This is a genomic window from Flavobacterium sp. (assembly GCF_004211145.1).
GTDB lineage: Bacteria > Bacteroidota > Bacteroidia > Flavobacteriales > Flavobacteriaceae > Flavobacterium.
Map to the genome: position 1 here is coordinate 13,963 of NZ_SEBS01000052.1, position 18,891 is coordinate 32,853.

The 18,891-nt window shown below is 47.3% G+C and carries 21 protein-coding genes; 16 read left to right on the forward strand and 5 right to left on the reverse strand.

Features of this window, described 5'->3' with window-relative positions; genetic code table 11:
• Positions 1-71 precede the first annotated feature (71 nt).
• The 3 genes from EOO50_RS16495 to EOO50_RS16505 all read right to left on the reverse strand — a co-directional run bounded on the left by EOO50_RS16495 (position 72) and on the right by EOO50_RS16505 (position 1,267).
• The gene (locus EOO50_RS16495; RefSeq protein WP_290841389.1) at positions 72-476 is read right to left on the reverse strand and encodes a response regulator transcription factor; all 405 of its coding nucleotides are present in this window, start codon (positions 474-476) and stop codon (positions 72-74) included.
• Complete coding sequence (locus EOO50_RS16500) at positions 421-753, reverse strand: hypothetical protein (protein ID WP_290841390.1); 333 nt, start codon at positions 751-753, stop codon at positions 421-423. Before EOO50_RS16500 ends, EOO50_RS16495 begins: the two co-directional genes overlap by 56 nt.
• A gap of 193 nt (positions 754-946) precedes the next feature.
• Positions 947-1,267, reverse strand: a complete 321-nt coding sequence (locus tag EOO50_RS16505) for a hypothetical protein (protein WP_290841391.1) — start codon at positions 1,265-1,267, stop codon at positions 947-949.
• Between the two features lie 186 nt (positions 1,268-1,453).
• Here EOO50_RS16505 and EOO50_RS16510 point away from each other — a divergent pair, with 186 nt between their 5' ends.
• The 8 genes from EOO50_RS16510 (at position 1,454) to sucD (ending at position 9,204) form a co-directional block, all read left to right on the forward strand.
• A complete protein-coding gene (locus EOO50_RS16510) occupies positions 1,454-2,689 on the forward strand; it encodes an HD domain-containing protein (RefSeq protein ID WP_290841392.1) in 1,236 nt (411 codons plus the stop codon).
• Positions 2,690-2,787: 98 nt separating this feature from the next.
• Positions 2,788-3,819 (forward strand): UDP-3-O-(3-hydroxymyristoyl)glucosamine N-acyltransferase, encoded by a 1,032-nt coding sequence (gene lpxD, locus EOO50_RS16515; protein ID WP_290841393.1) that lies wholly within the window; start codon positions 2,788-2,790, stop codon positions 3,817-3,819.
• A complete protein-coding gene (locus EOO50_RS16520) occupies positions 3,819-5,207 on the forward strand; it encodes a bifunctional UDP-3-O-[3-hydroxymyristoyl] N-acetylglucosamine deacetylase/3-hydroxyacyl-ACP dehydratase (protein ID WP_290841394.1) in 1,389 nt (462 codons plus the stop codon). Before lpxD ends, EOO50_RS16520 begins: the two co-directional genes overlap by 1 nt.
• 10 nt (positions 5,208-5,217) lie before the next feature.
• Positions 5,218-6,003, forward strand: a complete 786-nt coding sequence (gene lpxA, locus EOO50_RS16525) for an acyl-ACP--UDP-N-acetylglucosamine O-acyltransferase (protein WP_290841395.1) — start codon at positions 5,218-5,220, stop codon at positions 6,001-6,003.
• A gap of 246 nt (positions 6,004-6,249) precedes the next feature.
• Complete coding sequence (gene efp, locus EOO50_RS16530; protein ID WP_290841396.1) at positions 6,250-6,816, forward strand: elongation factor P; 567 nt, start codon at positions 6,250-6,252, stop codon at positions 6,814-6,816.
• A gap of 149 nt (positions 6,817-6,965) precedes the next feature.
• The gene (locus tag EOO50_RS16535) at positions 6,966-7,898 is read left to right on the forward strand and encodes a UDP-3-O-(3-hydroxymyristoyl)glucosamine N-acyltransferase (RefSeq protein ID WP_290841397.1); all 933 of its coding nucleotides are present in this window, start codon (positions 6,966-6,968) and stop codon (positions 7,896-7,898) included.
• On the forward strand, positions 7,898-8,260 hold the full coding sequence (locus tag EOO50_RS16540; protein WP_290841398.1) for a nuclear transport factor 2 family protein: 363 nt from the start codon (positions 7,898-7,900) through the stop codon (positions 8,258-8,260). The genes EOO50_RS16535 and EOO50_RS16540 overlap by 1 nt, the downstream gene beginning before the upstream one ends.
• A 71-nt stretch (positions 8,261-8,331) precedes the next feature.
• Positions 8,332-9,204: a succinate--CoA ligase subunit alpha gene (gene sucD, locus EOO50_RS16545; protein WP_290841399.1), complete on the forward strand. Its 873-nt coding sequence runs from the start codon at positions 8,332-8,334 to the stop codon at positions 9,202-9,204.
• Positions 9,205-9,282: 78 nt separating this feature from the next.
• Here sucD and EOO50_RS16550 read toward each other — a convergent pair whose 3' ends face one another.
• Positions 9,283-10,005, reverse strand: a complete 723-nt coding sequence (locus tag EOO50_RS16550; protein WP_290841400.1) for a hypothetical protein — start codon at positions 10,003-10,005, stop codon at positions 9,283-9,285.
• 160 nt (positions 10,006-10,165) lie between these two features.
• On the opposite strand from EOO50_RS16550, the gene fabG reads away from it, so the two are divergent.
• The gene (gene fabG / locus EOO50_RS16555; protein WP_290841401.1) at positions 10,166-10,912 is read left to right on the forward strand and encodes a 3-oxoacyl-[acyl-carrier-protein] reductase; all 747 of its coding nucleotides are present in this window, start codon (positions 10,166-10,168) and stop codon (positions 10,910-10,912) included.
• Positions 10,913-11,152: 240 nt separating this feature from the next.
• A complete protein-coding gene (locus EOO50_RS16560; protein ID WP_290841402.1) occupies positions 11,153-13,180 on the forward strand; it encodes a hypothetical protein in 2,028 nt (675 codons plus the stop codon).
• A 72-nt stretch (positions 13,181-13,252) separates the two neighbouring features.
• On the opposite strand, the gene EOO50_RS16565 is transcribed toward EOO50_RS16560, so the two are convergent.
• Positions 13,253-13,750: a DinB family protein gene (locus tag EOO50_RS16565; RefSeq protein ID WP_290841403.1), complete on the reverse strand. Its 498-nt coding sequence runs from the start codon at positions 13,748-13,750 to the stop codon at positions 13,253-13,255.
• Between the two features lie 146 nt (positions 13,751-13,896).
• Between EOO50_RS16565 and EOO50_RS16570 the strand changes: the two genes are divergently transcribed.
• The 6 genes from EOO50_RS16570 to EOO50_RS16595 form a co-directional block, all read left to right on the forward strand.
• On the forward strand, positions 13,897-15,846 hold the full coding sequence (locus tag EOO50_RS16570; protein ID WP_290841404.1) for an alkaline phosphatase family protein: 1,950 nt from the start codon (positions 13,897-13,899) through the stop codon (positions 15,844-15,846).
• Between the two features lie 63 nt (positions 15,847-15,909).
• Positions 15,910-16,332 (forward strand): thioredoxin family protein, encoded by a 423-nt coding sequence (locus EOO50_RS16575; protein WP_290841405.1) that lies wholly within the window; start codon positions 15,910-15,912, stop codon positions 16,330-16,332.
• 79 nt (positions 16,333-16,411) lie between these two features.
• Positions 16,412-16,843, forward strand: coding sequence for a thioredoxin family protein (locus EOO50_RS16580; RefSeq protein WP_290841406.1), 432 nt, complete (start codon positions 16,412-16,414; stop codon positions 16,841-16,843).
• Between the two features lie 2 nt (positions 16,844-16,845).
• The gene (locus EOO50_RS16585) at positions 16,846-17,769 is read left to right on the forward strand and encodes an FAD:protein FMN transferase (RefSeq protein ID WP_290841407.1); all 924 of its coding nucleotides are present in this window, start codon (positions 16,846-16,848) and stop codon (positions 17,767-17,769) included.
• Positions 17,766-17,984, forward strand: a complete 219-nt coding sequence (locus EOO50_RS16590) for a DUF4266 domain-containing protein (protein ID WP_290841408.1) — start codon at positions 17,766-17,768, stop codon at positions 17,982-17,984. The genes EOO50_RS16585 and EOO50_RS16590 overlap by 4 nt, the downstream gene beginning before the upstream one ends.
• Before the next feature lie 13 nt (positions 17,985-17,997).
• Positions 17,998-18,891: DUF3570 domain-containing protein (locus EOO50_RS16595; RefSeq protein WP_290841409.1), on the forward strand; the 894-nt coding region annotated here is incomplete at its 3' end.

Here is an 18,891-nt window from a genome sequence, read left to right on the forward strand (position 1 = left end):
CTTTCGGGTGATTTTATAAAAATGGTAAGTTTTGGTGACCTTTTCCTAAACCCAGACCCTAAACCTTGGACCTAAAAAATCCCAACCTGTTTCGCCTTTTCAACCGCCTGCGTACGTCGGCTCACGTCGAGCTTGCCAAATATATTGGAAATATGCGTTTTTATGGTATTCGTCGACACGAAAAGCGCAGCCGCGATTTCGGCGTTGCTGTGTCCTTTCGCAAGAAGCGTCAACACGTCGAGCTCGCGTTTACTAAGTCCGAATTGTTCCGCGATTTTTTCATCGGCCGAAAATTCACTGGAAATACGGACCTCCTTTTCAACTATGATCGTTCTGGGTTTGACGAGTTGGAGCGCGATCCAAATACCGATCGCGGTGAACAAAAGCGCCAATCCGCCGACGAAAAATTCCATCGGATAATTAAGGAAGAAAAATCTGGTTTCGAGAAAGCGCAACGCCACGAGCGCGCCACTCATGAGCGGTTTCCGATGCCGTCCGAAGCAACTCACCGCGGTAATCGCCCGAATCTTTGTGGAAGTAATTCGCGATCCCGTGCTGAATTGAAATAAAATAAAGTCTTTCGAATTCGTTGTCGCGCATGAAGTCGTTCCATTTGGCGAATCCCGTTTTTTCGCGCGATGAAACTTCGCTGAGCACCAATCGCCATTTGCATTTCGCGGCTCGCCCCCAATGATTGGAATGTCGCGTCACGCCTTCATCGGAAAACCAATATCGGCTTCCCGATCTGCTCACAAAATCAGGCTTGCGCCGAGGAATCGCCGTAGCGCGAAACACGCAAAACGTATTCTTATGAAAATTATTCCGATCGAACGTAGTTGACATTCGGCAAAAATAACAATAAAAAAAGGCTTCCTAAGAAACCTTGTTAATTCCGGGTTGGAGAATTCCAAAAATCCGAATCCCAAATCCGAAAATCTAAAATCAATTACGGTTGAGGCGTCGCCGCTCTCTTTTTCGGCGGATTCAACGTATCGTTCAACTTCGCGGGAACACCGCTGTTGGGCTGGTTTTTGACGCTTTGGTTTTGTCCTTTCTGCTTGGCGCGCATTTCAGCTTCGAGTTCTTTCTCGCTTTGGGTTTTCGCGGCATTGGCTTTGGCGTTGTTCGTTGCGGCGCGTTCTACTTGTTGCTGCGCCGGACGCGGCGGTTGTTGTTGGATCTGGTCTTGGTCGGCCTGTCCGTCCTGTTGGGCTGAGGCGATTCCGCAAGTTGCGAGGAACGCCAGTGTGAATATGAACTTTTTCATGATTACGTTTTTAGTATTTGATAAAGGTAACCGTGTAATTTTCGGATTGTGTTTCATGATTTACGGGTTAACGGGAGTTTAACTTTTGGAAAAGGGTGCAAGGTGCAAGGTTCAGGGTTTAGGGTTCGGGATTCGACACTATGAATGTTTGGTAAATCAGGTTATATTTGTACCAAATCGAAAAAAGTGTCGCGTACCAACAAGCTCAAAATCCTTAACGATCCTATCTACGGATTCATTTCCATCCCGAACGAACTCATCTACGACCTCATCGAGCATCCGTACTTCCAACGGTTGCGGCGCATTACGCAAATGGGATTGTCGTATTTGGTTTATCCGGGCGCGCACCACACGAGATTTCATCATGCGATAGGAGCGATGCACATCATGCAACGAGCGGTCGAGGTGTTGCGTTTCAAGGATGTCGAAATCTCGTCGGACGAAGAAAACGCATTGCTCATCGCGATCTTATTGCACGATATCGGCCACGGTCCGTTTTCGCACGCCATGGAACACAGCATCGTTGAAGAAGTCGACCACGAATCGATCTCTTTGCTGTTCATGCACGAACTAAACAAGCAATTCGACGGAAAACTCTCTCTCGCGATCCAGATTTTCAAAGGCGAATACCATCGGAAATTCATGTTGCAACTCATTTCGAGCCAACTTGACATGGATCGCATGGACTATTTGAAACGCGACAGTTTCTATACCGGAGTCGCCGAAGGAAACATCAATTCGGACCGACTCATACAAATGATGAACGTCGTCGACGATGCGCTCGTCATGGAGGAGAAAGGCATTTATTCGGTCGAGAAATTCTTGATGGCGCGCCGACTCATGTACTGGCAGGCGTATCTGCACAAGACGAGTCTGGTCGCCGAACTGATTTTGATGAAGGTCCTGAAACGCGCCAAAGAACTCGTCCAAAAAGGCCAGATTCCGGGTTGCGCCGACAATCTGCTGTATTTCATGCAACACAAAGTCACGCTCGAGAATTTCGAAAAACCCATTCTCGATAAGTTCTCGCAGCTCGACGACTACGATATCGTGAGCGCTCTGAAAAGCTGGCAGTTCCATCCCGACTATATATTGTCGGAATTAAGCCGCATGATCGTAAACCGCGATTTGCTCAAGATAAAATTCAGCGAAGATAAATTCACGAAGGCCGAAATGGACGCGCATCTTGAAGCCGTGGCCGCAAAAGCAGGCATTTCGGTATCCGACGCTCATTACTTCGTGTTCAAGGGCAAAATAAAAAATCAGGCCTACAGCAAGGAAGCCGAGCCGATCCGCATACTAAAGAAAGACCGCACCGTCGAGGACGTCGTCGAGGTGTCGGACCAGTTGAGCCTCAAGGCGCTGTCGAAACCCGTAACCAAACATTATATCTGCTTTCCAAAACATCTTTCAGAAAAATAAGGCGGCAAGCTGATTTTTTATATTTTTGTCGGGATGAAAACGTTCCATCTCATTTTAATTGACGAAACGCCGTTTTTAGGGTTCCATAATCACAAATAATGAAATTTACAGCAACTCAAATAGCAGGAATACTAGAAGGTGAAATCGTTGGAAACCCCGATGCCACAGTGTCCCGACTCTCGAAAATTGAAGAAGGAACTGAAGGTTCGCTTACGTTTCTTTCCAATCCTAAATACGAGAATTTCATCTATTCGACCCAGGCTTCGGTCACGATCGTGAACGCGAGTTTCGAGCCAGAATCTCCCATTACCACTACGCTTATCAAGGTTGCCGACGCTTACGGAGCATTCACGCGCTTGCTCGAATTTTACGATCAGGTGAAGTCGAACAAAAGCGGGATCGAACAGCCGTCGGTGATCAGCGAGAACGTGAAATATGGTGAAAATTTGTACCTCGGAAGCTTCAGTTATCTGGGAACGAACGCGGTTTTAGGAAACAATGTGAAGATTTATCCGAATGTTTTCATAGGCGACAATGTCGTAATCGGAAACAACGTAACGATTTTTGCAGGCGCCAAGATTTATTCCGAAACGGTAATCGGCAGCGATTGCACGATACATTCAGGCGCGATTATCGGGGCCGACGGATTCGGATGGGCGCCAAATCCCGACGGATCCTACAAAAAAGTCCCACAGATCGGAAACGTCGTCATCGAAGATTTCGTCGATATCGGATCGTGCACGACGATCGACCGCGCGACAATGGGATCGACCGTGATCCGCAAGGGCGTGAAACTCGATAACCAGATCCAGATCGCGCACAATGTCGAGATCGGTGAAAATACCGTGATCGCGGCCCAATCGGGCGTTGCGGGCTCGACCAAGATCGGCAAGAACTGCATGATCGGCGGACAGGTCGGCATCGTCGGTCATCTCGTCATCGGAAACAATGTGAGAATCCAGGCGCAGTCGGGCATCGGCAAAAATATCCCAGATAATGAAACACTTCAGGGAAGCCCCGCATTCCACTTGCCCGATTACATGAAATCGTATGTGCATTTCAAGAATCTCCCGAAGATTTCATCGGACATCGAAGACCTTAAAAAAACACTAAACCAAAACAATATATAATGGTTAAACAAACGACCATAAAGAATGAAGTTACGCTTACCGGAGTCGGTTTGCATACCGGCAAAGAAGTGAAAATGACGTTCAAACCGGCGCCCGTGAACAACGGTTACACATTTGTGCGCGTCGATCTTGAAGGCAGTCCCGTGATCGAGGCCGACGCGAATTACGTCGTGAACACCCAACGCGGAACGAATCTCGAGAAACTTGGCGTGAAAATCCAGACGTCGGAACACGTACTTGCCGCGCTTGTAGGCTGCGACGTCGACAACGTGATCATCGAACTCGACCAGAGCGAACCGCCTATCATGGACGGTTCTTCGAAGTATTTCGTCGAAGCCATCGAGAAAGCCGAAGTCGTACAGCAGGAAGCCGAACGCGTCTATTACGTCGTCAAGGAAGTCATCTCGTTTACCGACGAAGCTACCGGAAGCGAAATCATCGTGATGCCGGCCGACGATTACCAGGTTACCGCGATGGTCGATTTTGGAACGAAAGTCCTCGGCACGCAGAACGCGACGATGAAAAACGTATCCGAATTCAAATCGGAGATCGCCGACGCAAGGACGTTCAGCTTCTTGCACGAACTCGAAACGTTGCTCGACAACGGACTGATCAAAGGCGGAGATTTGAACAACGCCATTGTTTATGTCGACAAGGAAATCTCTGAGAATACGATGAAAAACCTGAAGCACGCCTTTGGGAAAGAAAAAATATCGGTGAAGCCGAACGGCATACTCGACAACCTGACCTTGCATTATCCGAACGAGGCCGCGCGCCACAAACTGCTTGATGTGGTTGGCGATTTGGCGCTTATCGGAACGCGCATCAAAGGAAAGATCATCGCGAACAAACCGGGTCATTTCGTAAATACCCAATTCGCGAAGAAGATGTCGAAAATCATCAAGATCGAACAACGCAATACCGTTCCGACGTTCGACATCTACAAGGAACCGCTTATGGACGTGAATAAGATCATGTCTATTTTGCCGCACCGTCCGCCGTTTTTGTTGGTCGACAAGATCCTCGAGATGTCACAAAGCCATGTCGTCGGGTTGAAAAACGTCACGATGAACGAAAGTTTTTTCGTCGGGCATTTTCCCGGAGCTCCGGTTATGCCGGGTGTTCTCATGGTCGAGGCAATGGCGCAATGTGGCGGAATCCTTATCTTGAGTTCGGTTCCCGATCCTGAAAATTATCTCACGTATTTTATGAAGATCGACAATGTGAAGTTCAAGCAGAAAGTGCTTCCGGGCGATACGCTTGTGTTCTATTGCGATTTGATTTCACCGATTCGCCGCGGAATCTGTCACATGCAAGCCAAAGCTTACGCGAACAACAAACTGGTAGCCGAGGCCGAACTCATGGCCCAAATTGCCAAAATCAGCTAAAAAGACACTTATGAACCAACCTTTGGCGTACGTCCATCCGGGCGCGAAAATTGCAAAAAACGTGGTGATCGAACCGTTCACTACCATACATAATAATGTCGTGATCGGCGACGGGACTTGGATCGGATCGAACGTCACCATCATGGAAGGCGCGAGGATCGGTAAGAACTGCAACATTTTTCCGGGCGCGGTAATTTCGGCCGTTCCACAGGATTTGAAGTTCGGTGGCGAGGATTCACTGGCGATCATAGGCGATAACTGCACGATCCGCGAATGCGTGACGATCAACCGCGGTACGATCGCTTCAGGACAAACGACGATCGGAAATAACTGTCTCATTATGGCCACGGCTCACATCGCGCACGATTGTCACATCGGCGACAACGCGATCGTCGTAAACGGAGTTGCGCTCGCAGGTCACGTTACGGTCGGAAAATTCGCGATCATTGGAGGCTTGGCGGCCGTGCACCAGTTTATCAGCATCGGTGACCACGCTATGATTTCAGGCGGATCGCTCGTTCGCAAGGACGTTCCTCCGTATACGAAGGCTGCGAAGGAACCGCTTTCGTATGTCGGTATCAATTCGGTCGGACTCAGGAGACGTGGTTTTACGTCGGACAAAATCCGCGAATTGCAAGACATTTATCGTATCCTTTACCAAAAAAATTACAACACGACCCAGGCACTCGGCATCATCGAAGGTGAATTCGAGGCGACTCCGGAACGCGATGAGATCATTATGTTCATCAGGAATTCTTCACGGGGAATTATGAAAGGATATTCGGGCGGGTATTAATTGACAATGGATAATTGACAATTGACAATTGACAATGAACAATTGATAATGGACAATGGACAATTCGCAATTTCGGGTGACTTTGATTCAAATGAACAAATGAACAAATGAACAAATGAACAAAATCATACGTCTCCAAAAATGATTCCCGATCGGAAGGCAAGCATTCAAATAAACAAATAAACAAATAAACAAATCAACAAATAAACGAATCAACAAATAAACGATTCAACAAATCAACATAAAATGGCAAGTACCTCAGACATCCGCAACGGATTATGCATCAAATTCAACCACGACATCTACAAAATAATCGAATTTCTTCACGTAAAACCAGGTAAAGGCCCGGCGTTCGTGCGTACGAAATTGAAAAGTTTGACGAATGGAAAAGTGCTTGACAACACGTTCTCGGCAGGACACAAAATCGACGAAGTACGCGTGGAGACACACGAGTTCCAGTTTTTATATGCTGAAGGCGACGCGTATAATTTCATGCACACCGAAACATACGAGCAGATTTCACTCGGAAAGGAAATTCTTGACGCGCCTCAATTGCTCAAAGAAGGATCGGTCGTGAAAGTGATCATCAACGCCGAGACTGAGGCACCGCTTTCAGTGGACATGCCGGCGTCGGTCGTACTCGAAGTCACGTATTCAGAGCCGGGAGCGAAAGGAAACACCGCGACGAACGCGACGAAACCGGCGAAGGTCGAAACGGGAGCTTCAGTAAACGTTCCGCTTTTCATCAATGAAGGCGATAAGATTAAGATCGATACGGCTACGGGTGCTTATATGGAACGTGTGAAAGAGTAATTGATTTGGAAATTTGAAAATTTGAAAATTTGGAAATGACGCTTTTGCGGAATTTGACGATCCTTTTTCAAATTGTGAGTAAAAAAATTCATGTCAGCGAAAGCAACCAATTTTCAAATTTCCAAATTACCCAATTTCCAAATTAAAATATGAAGTTCCCAAAACCACATTCCCTCAAAGAAATCGCCTCAATCATCAAATCCGAATTCGTCGGGGCCGATGATTTCCCGGTGTATGGCATGAACGAAATCCATGTTGTCGAACCCGGCGATATCGTATTCGTGGATCATCCGAAATATTACGACAAGGCACTGCAGTCGGCGGCGACTATCGTGTTGATCAACAAGAAAGTGGATTGTCCTGAGGGAAAAGCGCTGTTGATTTCCGACGATCCGTTCCGCGATTTCAATACATTGACGAGGCATTTCCGTCCGTTCGTTTCGGCTTCGGTTTCGATTTCCGAATCGGCCCAAATAGGCGAAGGCACGGTCATCCAACCCAATGTTTTCGTCGGACACAACGTGACGATCGGGAAAAATTGCATCATTTACGCGAATGTTTCCATTTACGACAACGCGGTCATCGGCGATAACGTGACGATCCATTCGGGCGCCGTGTTGGGAGCTGACGCTTTCTATTATAAAAAACGTCCCGAGGGATTCGACAAGTTGCTTTCGGGCGGACGCGTCGTAATCGGGAACGACGTCTGCATCGGAGCGCTTTGCACGATCGACAAAGGCGTTACGGGCGACACGACTATCGGCGACGGATCCAAACTCGACAACCAAGTGCATATCGGGCACGATACCGTAGTCGGGAAAAAATGCCTGATCGCCGCACAAACCGGAATCGCAGGCTGTGTCATCATCGAAGATGAAGTTACGATTTGGGGCCAGGTCGGCATCCGAAGCGGCATTACCATAGAATCCAAAGCCGAAATCTTCGCCCAAAGCGGCGTGAGCAAAACGCTCGAAGGCAACGGCAAACAATATTGGGGTTCGCCTGCTCAGGAAGCGCGCGAAGTCATGAAACAAATGGCAGGAATGCGTTATCTTCCTGAAATCATACAAAAGTTGAAATAATGTCACCAAAGAAGTTTGTCCAGCAGTTCTATAAATCGGACGCGCTTATAGACAGCGAAGTCATGAATGCGTATCTGCATCCTGATCTTGAGATCGAATGGCACAGCAGCAAAGGCCTCATCAATCTGAATCGCGAACAGACGTTGGCGCTCGCGGCTGAGCTCGGCCGTGCGTACGTACGTTCAAAAGCGCGCGTAAGCCAGATATTGCAGGACGGAAATATGATCACCGTCCAATACTCGCACTACATAAAGACCATCGAAAATCCTCGTGAGGAAGTGCTTCTGGCGCATTTCATGGTGATATGGGAAGTTAAGGACGACAAATTGTACCGAGGTTATCAAATGAGCCAATTGTCATAAAAATATTACCGAAGTTCGGTTACAATGCCGTACTTTTGCACTCGAAAATCAACTTAAATAACAAAACACAAATGAGCGTTTTAGTAAATAAGGATTCCAAAATCATCGTACAGGGATTCACAGGAAGCGAAGGAACTTTCCACGCATCGCAAATGATCGAATACGGAACCAACGTTGTTGGAGGCGTTACACCGGGAAAAGGTGGAACCGAGCACCTGAACCGTCCGGTTTTCAACACTGTGAAAGATGCTGTCGATAAGGCTGGAGCCGATGTTTCGATCATTTTCGTACCGCCTGCATTTGCTGCCGATGCGATCATGGAAGCCGCCGATGCCGGAATCAAAGTCATCATCACAATCACCGAAGGAATTCCCGTAGCCGACATGGTTCGCGCCTACGATTACATAAAAGGAAAAGAATGTCGCTTGATCGGGCCGAACTGTCCCGGAGTAATCACTCCTGAGGAGGCGAAAGTCGGGATCATGCCTGGTTTCGTATTCAAAAAAGGAACTGTCGGAATCGTTTCAAAATCGGGAACGCTTACATACGAAGCCGCTGACCAAGTCGTAAAACAAGGTCTTGGAATCACGACTGCGATCGGTATCGGAGGAGATCCGATCATCGGAACGACGACCAAAGAAGCTGTTGAATTGTTGATGAACGATCCTGAAACGAAATGTATCGTGATGATCGGGGAAATCGGAGGTCAGCTCGAAGCCGATGCCGCAAAATGGATCAAGGCCGACGGTAACCGCAAACCGGTCATCGGATTTATCGCCGGAGAAAGCGCGCCGAAAGGACGTACGATGGGGCACGCCGGAGCAATCGTCGGAGGTGCCGATGATACTGCACAAGCGAAAAAACAGATCATGCGCGACAACGGGATCTTCGTAGTCGATTCACCGGCAGAGATCGGATTGAAAGTGAAAGAAGTTTTGGGATAATCCCCTGAACCGAATATAATTAAAGCCTTGCATTTGCGGGGCTTTTTTGTTTTACGATGGTTTGGCTCGGGTTAGAAATCAATGATTTTTGAATTCACTGTTCCAAATACTCGCATTGAACTTTTTCCCAAGTATAAAAAAACTATACATCATCACGGCGAAAATCGACTTGAACGCGAACAGGAAAATGATCGCGGTTGCCATCGGCACGTTTCGGCTCAAATTGGTTTCAGGTGTCAGCCAGGTGATCAACAAACTGATCGCGACGCTGAAAATGATAAACGTAAGCAGATTGCGAAACGGCCAAACCAACCATTTTCGTGAAGCTTTCAAATCATTTCCCCATTGATGGATCAAATAGTGATAATCGTTTCCGATCGGTGCGAACAACAGCGGATCATCGTACTTTTTTAGCTGGAACGTTTTTGTCGGAGCAATAATTGAGAAACCGTGGATTTTGAGGTCGTGTTTCGACTCGAGCTGTCGGATCTGTGTGATTGCTTCCTCAGGAATTCCGCCTTTGAAGTACGACGTCGGCAGGAATCGCAATCGGTAATCGATGCATATTTTCCTGATTTGCGAAATGTGGAAAATCCGATCGGTTTCGAGCAGGTCGACGTTGAAAACATTCGAATCCGACGCATCGCCGTTTCCAATCTTTTCACGGATTTCACGCCGTTCGGTTTCATTATTTTCGAGAATACTCTTTACGCGATCGAGCAGTTCGTCCTGAGAAATTGATTTTTCCCTTTCGCGCAGTAATTTGGTCTTTAGGTTTACCGAAGTTTTGAAGTGTTTCATCTGCATCGAATCTATCAGCCTAAAGATACTCAGGAATTTACAAACCTCCCGTTGCACGATTGTTAAAAAACCTGTTGTAAAGTTTGGAAACCGAGATTTTCAGGGCTAAATTTATTGTTATCTTTGATTTGCATAAACAACTACCGTTAACAATACCAATATGAAGTTATTAGAAGGAAAAACGGCCATCATCACCGGAGCCAGTCGCGGGATTGGCAAAGGAATAGCCGAAGTTTTCGCCAAGCACGGCGCTAATGTTGCGTTCACGTTCAGCTCGTCGGTCGAATCGGCCAAGGCGCTTGAGGACGAATTAAATTCGATGGGCGTGCGCGCGAAAGGTTACCAAAGCGACGCGGCGAATTTCGAACAGGCGCACAAGTTCGTCGAGGATGTGCTCGCCGAATTCGGAACGATCGACATCCTGATCAACAACGCCGGAATCACCAAAGACAACCTGCTTATGCGCATGCCTGAGGAAGATTTCGACAAAGTCATCGACGTAAACCTCAAGTCCATATTCAACATGACCAAAGCCGTCCAGAAGACAATGCTTAAAAACCGCGCCGGATCGATCATCAACATGAGTTCGGTAGTAGGAGTGAAGGGCAACGCGGGGCAGGCGAACTATGCAGCTTCAAAAGCCGGAGCGATCGGATTCACGAAATCGGTAGCGCTCGAATTGGGTTCGCGCAACATTCGCTGCAACGCGATTGCGCCAGGATTCATCGAAACCGAAATGACCGGAAAACTCAGCGAAGAAGTAGTGCAAGGCTGGAGAGACGGGATTCCGTTGAAACGCGGCGGTACGCCTGAAGATGTCGCGAACGCGTGTTTGTTCCTGGCTTCTGACCTAAGCGCCTACGTGACAGGACAAGTCTTGAACGTCGACGGTGGAATGTTAACCTAGTTCATTTTATAAAATATATTTTTAAAAGCCGCTCTGATCAGTGGCTTTTTTTATTTCCATTCCGCGTCAATCAAGCAACCGACGCGATCTTCCCGAAAAATTTTCATTGCAGCGCTCCAGCCCAAAGTTTCGAACCGACGCATTTGCGACACGTTTATAAAATTGTGATAACAGACAAAAACCCTTTGTCAAAGCGATTTTTAAATTACTATCTTAGTTTTTTAATCATCAAAAAAGAATATGACCATCACCACGATCCTAACGCTCTTACTTTCAATAGTTTTTGCTGCCGGATTGGCATTCTACCAATATTTTTTTAGAGTCGGGAACAAAAGCAAGGTTAATCTCTTGCTGGCTTTTTTGCGTTTCATCTCGATTTTCGGGATTTTGTTGTTGCTTATCAACCCGAAGATATCGCGAACGACATATGAGACCGAGAAAACGCCTTTGCCCGTCGTGGTCGACAATTCCGCGTCGGTAATTGATTTAAGGGCCGACAAAACAGCCCTTTCGGCTTTCGAAAAAATCACATCAAACTCGGCACTTAAGGACAAATTCGACATACAGCCGTATCGTTTCGATTCCGAATTCGAACCCGCCGATGAATTCACATTCAAAGGAAAACAGACGAACCTGGACGAAGTCGCGAAAAACCTCAAAAGCATCAACCGCAATAGAAATTATCCCACGGTCATCATCACCGATGGAAACCAGACACAGGGAAACGATTACGTCTACAGTTTCGACGCATCCAACAAAGTCTATCCGTTGATACTTGGCGACACGACGACGTTCCTCGATTTGCGCGTGATGCAGGTCAACGTGAACAAATACGCATTCCACAAGAATAAATTCCCGGTCGAGGTCTTCCTGCAGTATTCGGGAAACAAAAGCGTGACGGCGAATTTTGCGATCGCGCGCGGTTCATCGGTGTTGGATAAGCAACAGGTTTCATTTTCCCCGTCGAAACGTTCGGCTGTCGTGAATGTGTTGTTGCCGGCCGATAACGTCGGATTGCAGGTTTTCAAGGCGTCGTTGACGTCGGCCGAAAGCGAAAAGAACACATACAACAACGTCAAGAATTTTGCGGTGGAAGTCATCGATCAACGCACTGAAATCGCCATCATTTCGTCGATCAGCCATCCCGATATCAGCGCGCTGAAACGGGCCATCGAAACTAATTCGCAACGCAAGGTGACCATCTTTAAACCGAATGCAGCCAATTCGTTACGGGATTTCAACGTATTGATTTTATACCAACCGACTGCCGAGTTCAAGCCGGTCTACGACGCGAACAAAAGCGCGGGCGTAAACACGTTCACAATTACGGGAAACAACACTGATTTCGGATTTTTGAACCAGCAGCAAACCAATTTCGAATTCCGCATGAGCAGTCAACGCGAGGATTACATTGCATCGTTCAACGGTCAATTTAATTTGTTCGCGCTCGACAACATCGGGTTTGAGAGTTTTCCGCCGCTCGAGAATGCGTTCGGGACCATAAACGCAAAGGGCAATACCGACGTGCTTTTGGGTTCGTCTATCCGCAACATCGACACGGGCGCGCCTTTGCTGGCTTTCGCTGAAACTACGGGCAAACGTTCGGCATTCTTGTTCGGGGAAGGTATTTGGAAATGGCGTTTGCAGTCGCATATCGACAATAAGTCATTTGAGAAATTCGATGTGTTCGCCGACAAGATCATCCAGTATTTATCATCGGACAATTCGCGGAAATCACTCGTCGTCAACCACGAAAGTTTCTACAATTCGGGTGAAGCGATTTCGATCACGGCCCAATTCTTCAACAAGAACTACGAGTTCGACGACAACGCACGCCTCACGATTTCGGTGACAAACAAGGCCACGAAACAAGCCAAGCGTTACGATCTGCTCAAGACGAACAACGCTTACAAGGTAAATCTCGACGGTTTGCCCGCGGGACAATACACGTTCAACGTCAAGGAATTGAACTCGAACACGAACTACAACGGCTACTTTGAAATCCTCGATTTCGATATCGAAAAACAATTCGTGAATCCCGATGTCGCCAAACTCTCGCAACTCGCATCGCAAACCCAGGCGCAGGCATTTCTGCCCGATCAGGTCGATGCGTTGATCAAGGCGTTGCTCGACAATCCCGACTATAAATCGGTACAAAAAGATATCGTGCGCAAAATTCCGCTGATCGACAGCGTGTTGATGCTGATCCTGATCGCGATCTCGCTCGCCGCCGAATGGTTCATCCGCAAATACAACGGCATGCTCTAAATACGAACCTCAAAGCAAAGACCCAAAGCAAAACTTCGTGCCCTCGTGTCTTCGTGGCAAAAAATCTCAAATCTAAAATCCTTTCTCATCGGCCGACGGACCATAAATCGACGGCACTAAAATGTCATTCAAACGCATATAAACCGTAAGCTGTCCGCGGTGATGCACCCAATGGTTCAACGTCGTCCCGATATCGACTTTCTTCTGCGTCGTGTACAAAACCTCCCCGTTTCGCTTCAAGCTGAAATCGCCTTCGAGATCTTCATCGGTGGTGTTCCTCAACGTTTCCTCGGCTTCCTTGATGTTCGCTTCAAAATACGTCATGATGTCGGACGTCGTTTCTATTTTCGGTTGCGGAAATGTCGCAAAATCAATTTCGGAATCCTTGATCATGTGCGTGATCCAGGACGGAATCGCAGCTACAAGTTGCACGAGATAGCCCATTTCCATTGACTTGGGATGCGGTTTAAACCCAAATGTGGATTCAGGGATGCGCTCGAGACATTTGCGCGTGGATATGGTTTCCATTTTTAATTCTTCGAGGAAAGCGGTGGTGAGAGTAGTGGCCATATTGTGTGTTTTTCGTAAAAAGTGTCTTCTAATTTAAAAAAATTAAGCTGTTCCTAAGCGTGCTTTAAGTTTCTCTTAAGTTGGTTTTAAGGTTGGCTTAAGCAAGTAACCAAACCGATTTTTGACTTTTGTTGAAAATCATTTCAATGTTCTCAAAAATTTATTTCTCAGGAAGATATGCGTTGCTGGTCGCGATGTTTTGCTGGTTTGTGATCGTTTCGTTTCTGCTTCGGGTCGGTTTGCTGGCTTGGGAAACAGGTCAGGTTTCCATGAATTTGTTTGATATGGCGAGAACCGTTTTTACAGGATTGCTGTTCGATGTCGGCGCGATCGTATTTTTCCTGTTTCCTGCAATGCTTTATTTGACGCTTTTACCGAATAGATTGGTCGGTTCCAAAGTCGATCGCTTCGTCAATTACGTGTTTGGGACGCTCACGATTTTCTTGTTGCTTTTCTCGTTTTTGGCCGAAATTACATTCTGGGAGGAATTCCGGACGCGCTTCAACTTCATTGCCGTCGATTACTTGATCTACACGCACGAAGTTGTCGCGAACATACGCCAATCTTATCCGCTGACGTTGCTTATCGGACTGATCGTCCTATTGACGGCCGGATCCGTTTTTTGGTTGTGCAGGGAAGGCATTTTTCAAGTGACCTTCAAACGGAGATCGACTTTTTTGCAACGCATCGTAACGTTCTCAATATTTCTGGGAACCGCCGTATTCTATGCGATGTTCATCACAAACAGTCAGGCCGAATGGTCGGCGAACCGATACAATTCCGAAATCTCGAAATCAGGAATCTACTCCCTTTTCGCCGCGTTCCGAAACAACCGCATGGATTACGACGAATTCTACACGACGATCGCAGGTCAAGACGCATTTAGGATCGTAAGGGAAAAATTGACCGGGAAGAACAGTACATTTACGACCGCTGGATTTTCAATACATCGCACGATTTCGCCCGATTCGATTTCGTCCGACAAAAAAAACGTGGTGTTCATCCTGACCGAAAGCCTGAGCGCAAAATTCATGGCCGAATTCGGGAACGACGAAAAAATCACGCCTTTCCTCGACAGCCTCGCGCAAAAAAGTCTTTTCTTCAACAATCTTTACGCTACGGGAACGCGCACGGTTCGCGGGATGGAGGCCGTGACGCTTTGCATTCCGCCGACGCCCGGCCAAAGTATCGTGAAGCGGCCCGAGAACGGGAATTTATTTACGGTTTCAAACGTGTTCACGCAAAGAAAGTATAGCTGTAATTTCTTTTACGGAGGCGACGGCTACTTCGATAACATGAACGCGTACTTCGGAGGCAACGGATTCGACATCTACGACCGCGGGACGTCACTCGAAGATGATATCAAGACAGTCCGTCATCACATAGGCGACAGCGAAGTCACGTTCGAGAACGCCTGGGGAATTTGTGACGAGGACATTTTCAATACGATGATACGGGTCGCCGATGAGAAATATCGTTCCGGGAAACCGTTCTTCAATTTCGTGATGACGACTTCGAACCATCGGCCGTACACGTATCCGTCGGGTAAAATCGACATCGCCTCGGGATCGAACAGGCAAGGAGCGGTCAAATACACTGACTATGCGTTCCGCGAGATGTTCCGCAAAGCCAAAACGAAACCGTGGTTCAAGAATACCGTTTTCGTGATCATCGCCGACCATTGCGCGAGCAGCGCCGGAAAAGACGAGATCGATGTGGCGAACTATCACATTCCCGCATTCATCGTAAACGCCGGGATCGAGCCGAAAAAAGTCGGGAAATTGTGTTCGCAGATCGATGTTTTCCCGACGTTGTTTTCGCTTTTTAAATGGAAATACGAATCGGATTTCTTCGGCAGCGATGTCTTGTCGGCGGGTTTCAAGCCGCGTGCCGTATTCGGGACCTATCGCAAATTGTGTCTGATGAAACGCGATTCGGTCATGGTTTTGTCCGATCAGAAGAAACAGAATTTTTACCGATGGAACGCGTCCGACAACGCGCTGAAATCCTTGCCGCAAAGCGATAGATTCCTCAGCGAGACGATTTCATGGTATCAGACCGCCGATTATTTATTCACAAACAAATTGTTGAAATAAAGCGTTCGACGCGCGAATTGTTGCTTTAAAATGTGAGTACATTTATCGTTGAAATCGCATATTATGAAACAGATAATCGCAATGCTGCTCGTGCTTTTTGCAACGCAGTCACACGCTCAGGAATGGAAGTCGGATCTCAAGGAAGCTTTTCGCGAGGCAGGAGTCAGCAATAAGAATGTATTGTTGTTTTTTTCGGTCTCGGACGCTTGCGATTTGTGCCGGCGTTTGGATAATGTCGTTTTTCAGTCGGATGAGTTTCGCGAGTACGCTTCAGAAAACCTGATCCTCGTCAAGATGGATTTCCGGAACGCCTCGAGCAACAAGGCTGAACAATTGCTCATCGTCGAAAAATACAATAAGGATGGCTTTTTTCCGTGGGTTGTCATCCTCAACGAAAACCAGAAAGTAGTTGCCAAACTACCGATATACGACGACCAAAGCGCTCGTCAATATGTTTCCCAGATACAGTCGGCGAACCGCGGCTAGAATCTTAAGGGAATCTTAAGCGATCGGATTCAATAACTTTTCGGCTCTAAGCGTTAATTTGATAAATAAAAGAAACACTATGAAGAGCGTGCTTTTTGCCCTGATTTTTTTACTCCCGATGCAATCCGCGAATGATTTCGAAAAAGCCAAAAAACAGGCTTCGGAACAACATAAATTAATATTGCTGAATTTTTCAGGTTCCGACTGGTGCGGCCCGTGCATCGTATTTACGAAGCAGTATCTCAACGACCTGGAATTCCTGAAGTCGGCCGAAACGAATCTCGTCGTCGTCAATGCCGATTTTCCACGCAAGAAGAAAAACCAGCTTGCTCCCGAATTGGTAAAACGAAACGAGGAATTGGCTGAAAAGTACAATCCTGAAGGAAAATTCCCTTTCACTTTATTGCTCGACGCCAACGGGAAAGTTCTCAAATCATGGGAGGGAAAACCTACTGCGACACCAAAAGAATGGATCGATGACGTCAATTCGATTTGCGTCAAAAATAAATAGGCATGCAGGTATTCTCACGTTCGGCAAAACTGATGGGCAATATTTTTTCGTTTTCGGTCGTCGCCGAAAGAGAAAAACTTGCATATGATCTGATCGAGATCGCAATAAACGAGATCAGGCGCATCGAACGCTTATTCACGACTTTCGATCCCGACAGTGAAACCAATCGCATCAACGATGCAGCCGGCATAAAACCGGTTCACGTCGACGCCGAAATGTTCGGATTGATCGCACGGAGCATTGCAATTTCGGGAATCACGCAGGGTGCATTCGACATCAGTTACGGCAGCATTGATAAGAGTCTTTGGAATTTCGACAAAAATATGAAATCGTTGCCCGATCCTCTCGTCGCCAAAAAAATGGTACATCTCATCAATTACCGAAACATAGAACTCGATGAGGAAAAACGGACGGTATTCCTCAAGGAAAAGGGAATGCGCATCGGGTTCGGCGGCATAGGGAAAGGATACGCGGCCGAGATGGCCAAGAAATTATTGCGTGCCAAAGGAGTCGAAAGCGGAATTATAAATGCCAGCGGCGATTTGACGGCTTGGGGATTGCAGCCATCGGGGAAACCATGGAATATCGGAATCGCGTCTCCCGACCGGCCCGACTTTCCTTTTTCCTATCTCGAGATTTCAGAAAAAGCCGTCGCGACCTCAGGAAACTACGAAAAATTCGTTCTGATCGACGGGAAGAAATATTCGCATACCATAGATCCCAAAACGGGAATGCCGATCACGGGCATCAAGTCGATTACCGTGATCTGCCAGAACGCCGAACTTGCCGATGCCATGGCGACCCCGATCGGCGTAATGGGAATAAAAGCCGGGCTGGATTTGGTCGACCAGATTCCGAACATGCATTGCATAATAATCGACGACCACAATAAAGTACATTCATCAAAAAACATCAACCTGCTATGAAAAAACAGCGATACAAATTACTCGCAATCCTGACTGCTCTTTGCATGGTGTCCTGCGCCGAGGTAAAAGGTTATCAAAAGCAAAAAATCAACGATTCCGAGATGGTGCTTGCAAACCGAAAAATAGAAAAGACAGAACTCAGTTTTCAATCTTACCGTGAAGGCGCTTCAGGTGCAAATTCCGGAAAAAGCGGCGGCGGATGCGGCTGTAATTGATATCCGATAAATTATGAAAAAACACATCCTGACAGGACTTGCGCTGGTTGCCTTGTTCAATGCCCGCGCGCAGCAACAGCCACAGCCAACCGACAGTACAAGCTATAAAAGCACCAAATTGACACTCGATGAGATCAATCTCGTGTCGAGTTACTACAACCAGGATGGCGATCATTCGGCGGTTGAAGGAGGCGAAGGCACGCAAAAACTAACCGATGTCTCCAACACGATCGACGTGAAGCTCATCAAGTACAGCGAGGCCGGTAAAAAACACAGTTTCGGGCTTGAGGTCGGCATCGATCATTATACCTCGGCCTCGTCCGACAAAATCGATCCGTACACGACTTCATCGGCATCTTACAGCGACACGCGTTTTTATCCGTCACTCAATTACAGCGTCGAGAACGAGAAGACCGGAAACACATTTTCAGCAGGTTTATCATCGTCTACCGAGTATGACTACCAATCTTTTGGGGGAACGATCGGCTACGCGAAGAAGACGGCGAACAAGAATGGGGAATTCTCGGCGCGATTCCAGACGTATATCGACCAGATAAAAATGATCTTGCCGATTGAGCTTCGAACGCCAGATTCCGGCGGGAACGAAAACAGGAACACGTATGCGTTGGCACTCGGCTATTCGCAGATCGTCAATAAGAATTTCCAGATCATGTTCATGGCCGACGTCATTTCCCAGCAGGGTTACCTCGGATTGCCGTTCAACCGCGTCTATTTCACTGACGGCAGCGTTGATCAGGAAAATCTGCCCGACAGCCGACTTAAAATTCCGGTTGCCGTTCGCGGAAGTTATTTCCTGGGCGATAATGTGATCGTCAGGGCGTATTACCGTTATTATGCCGACGATTGGAAACTCAGCGCGCATACGGTCGATTTGGAAATCCCCGTG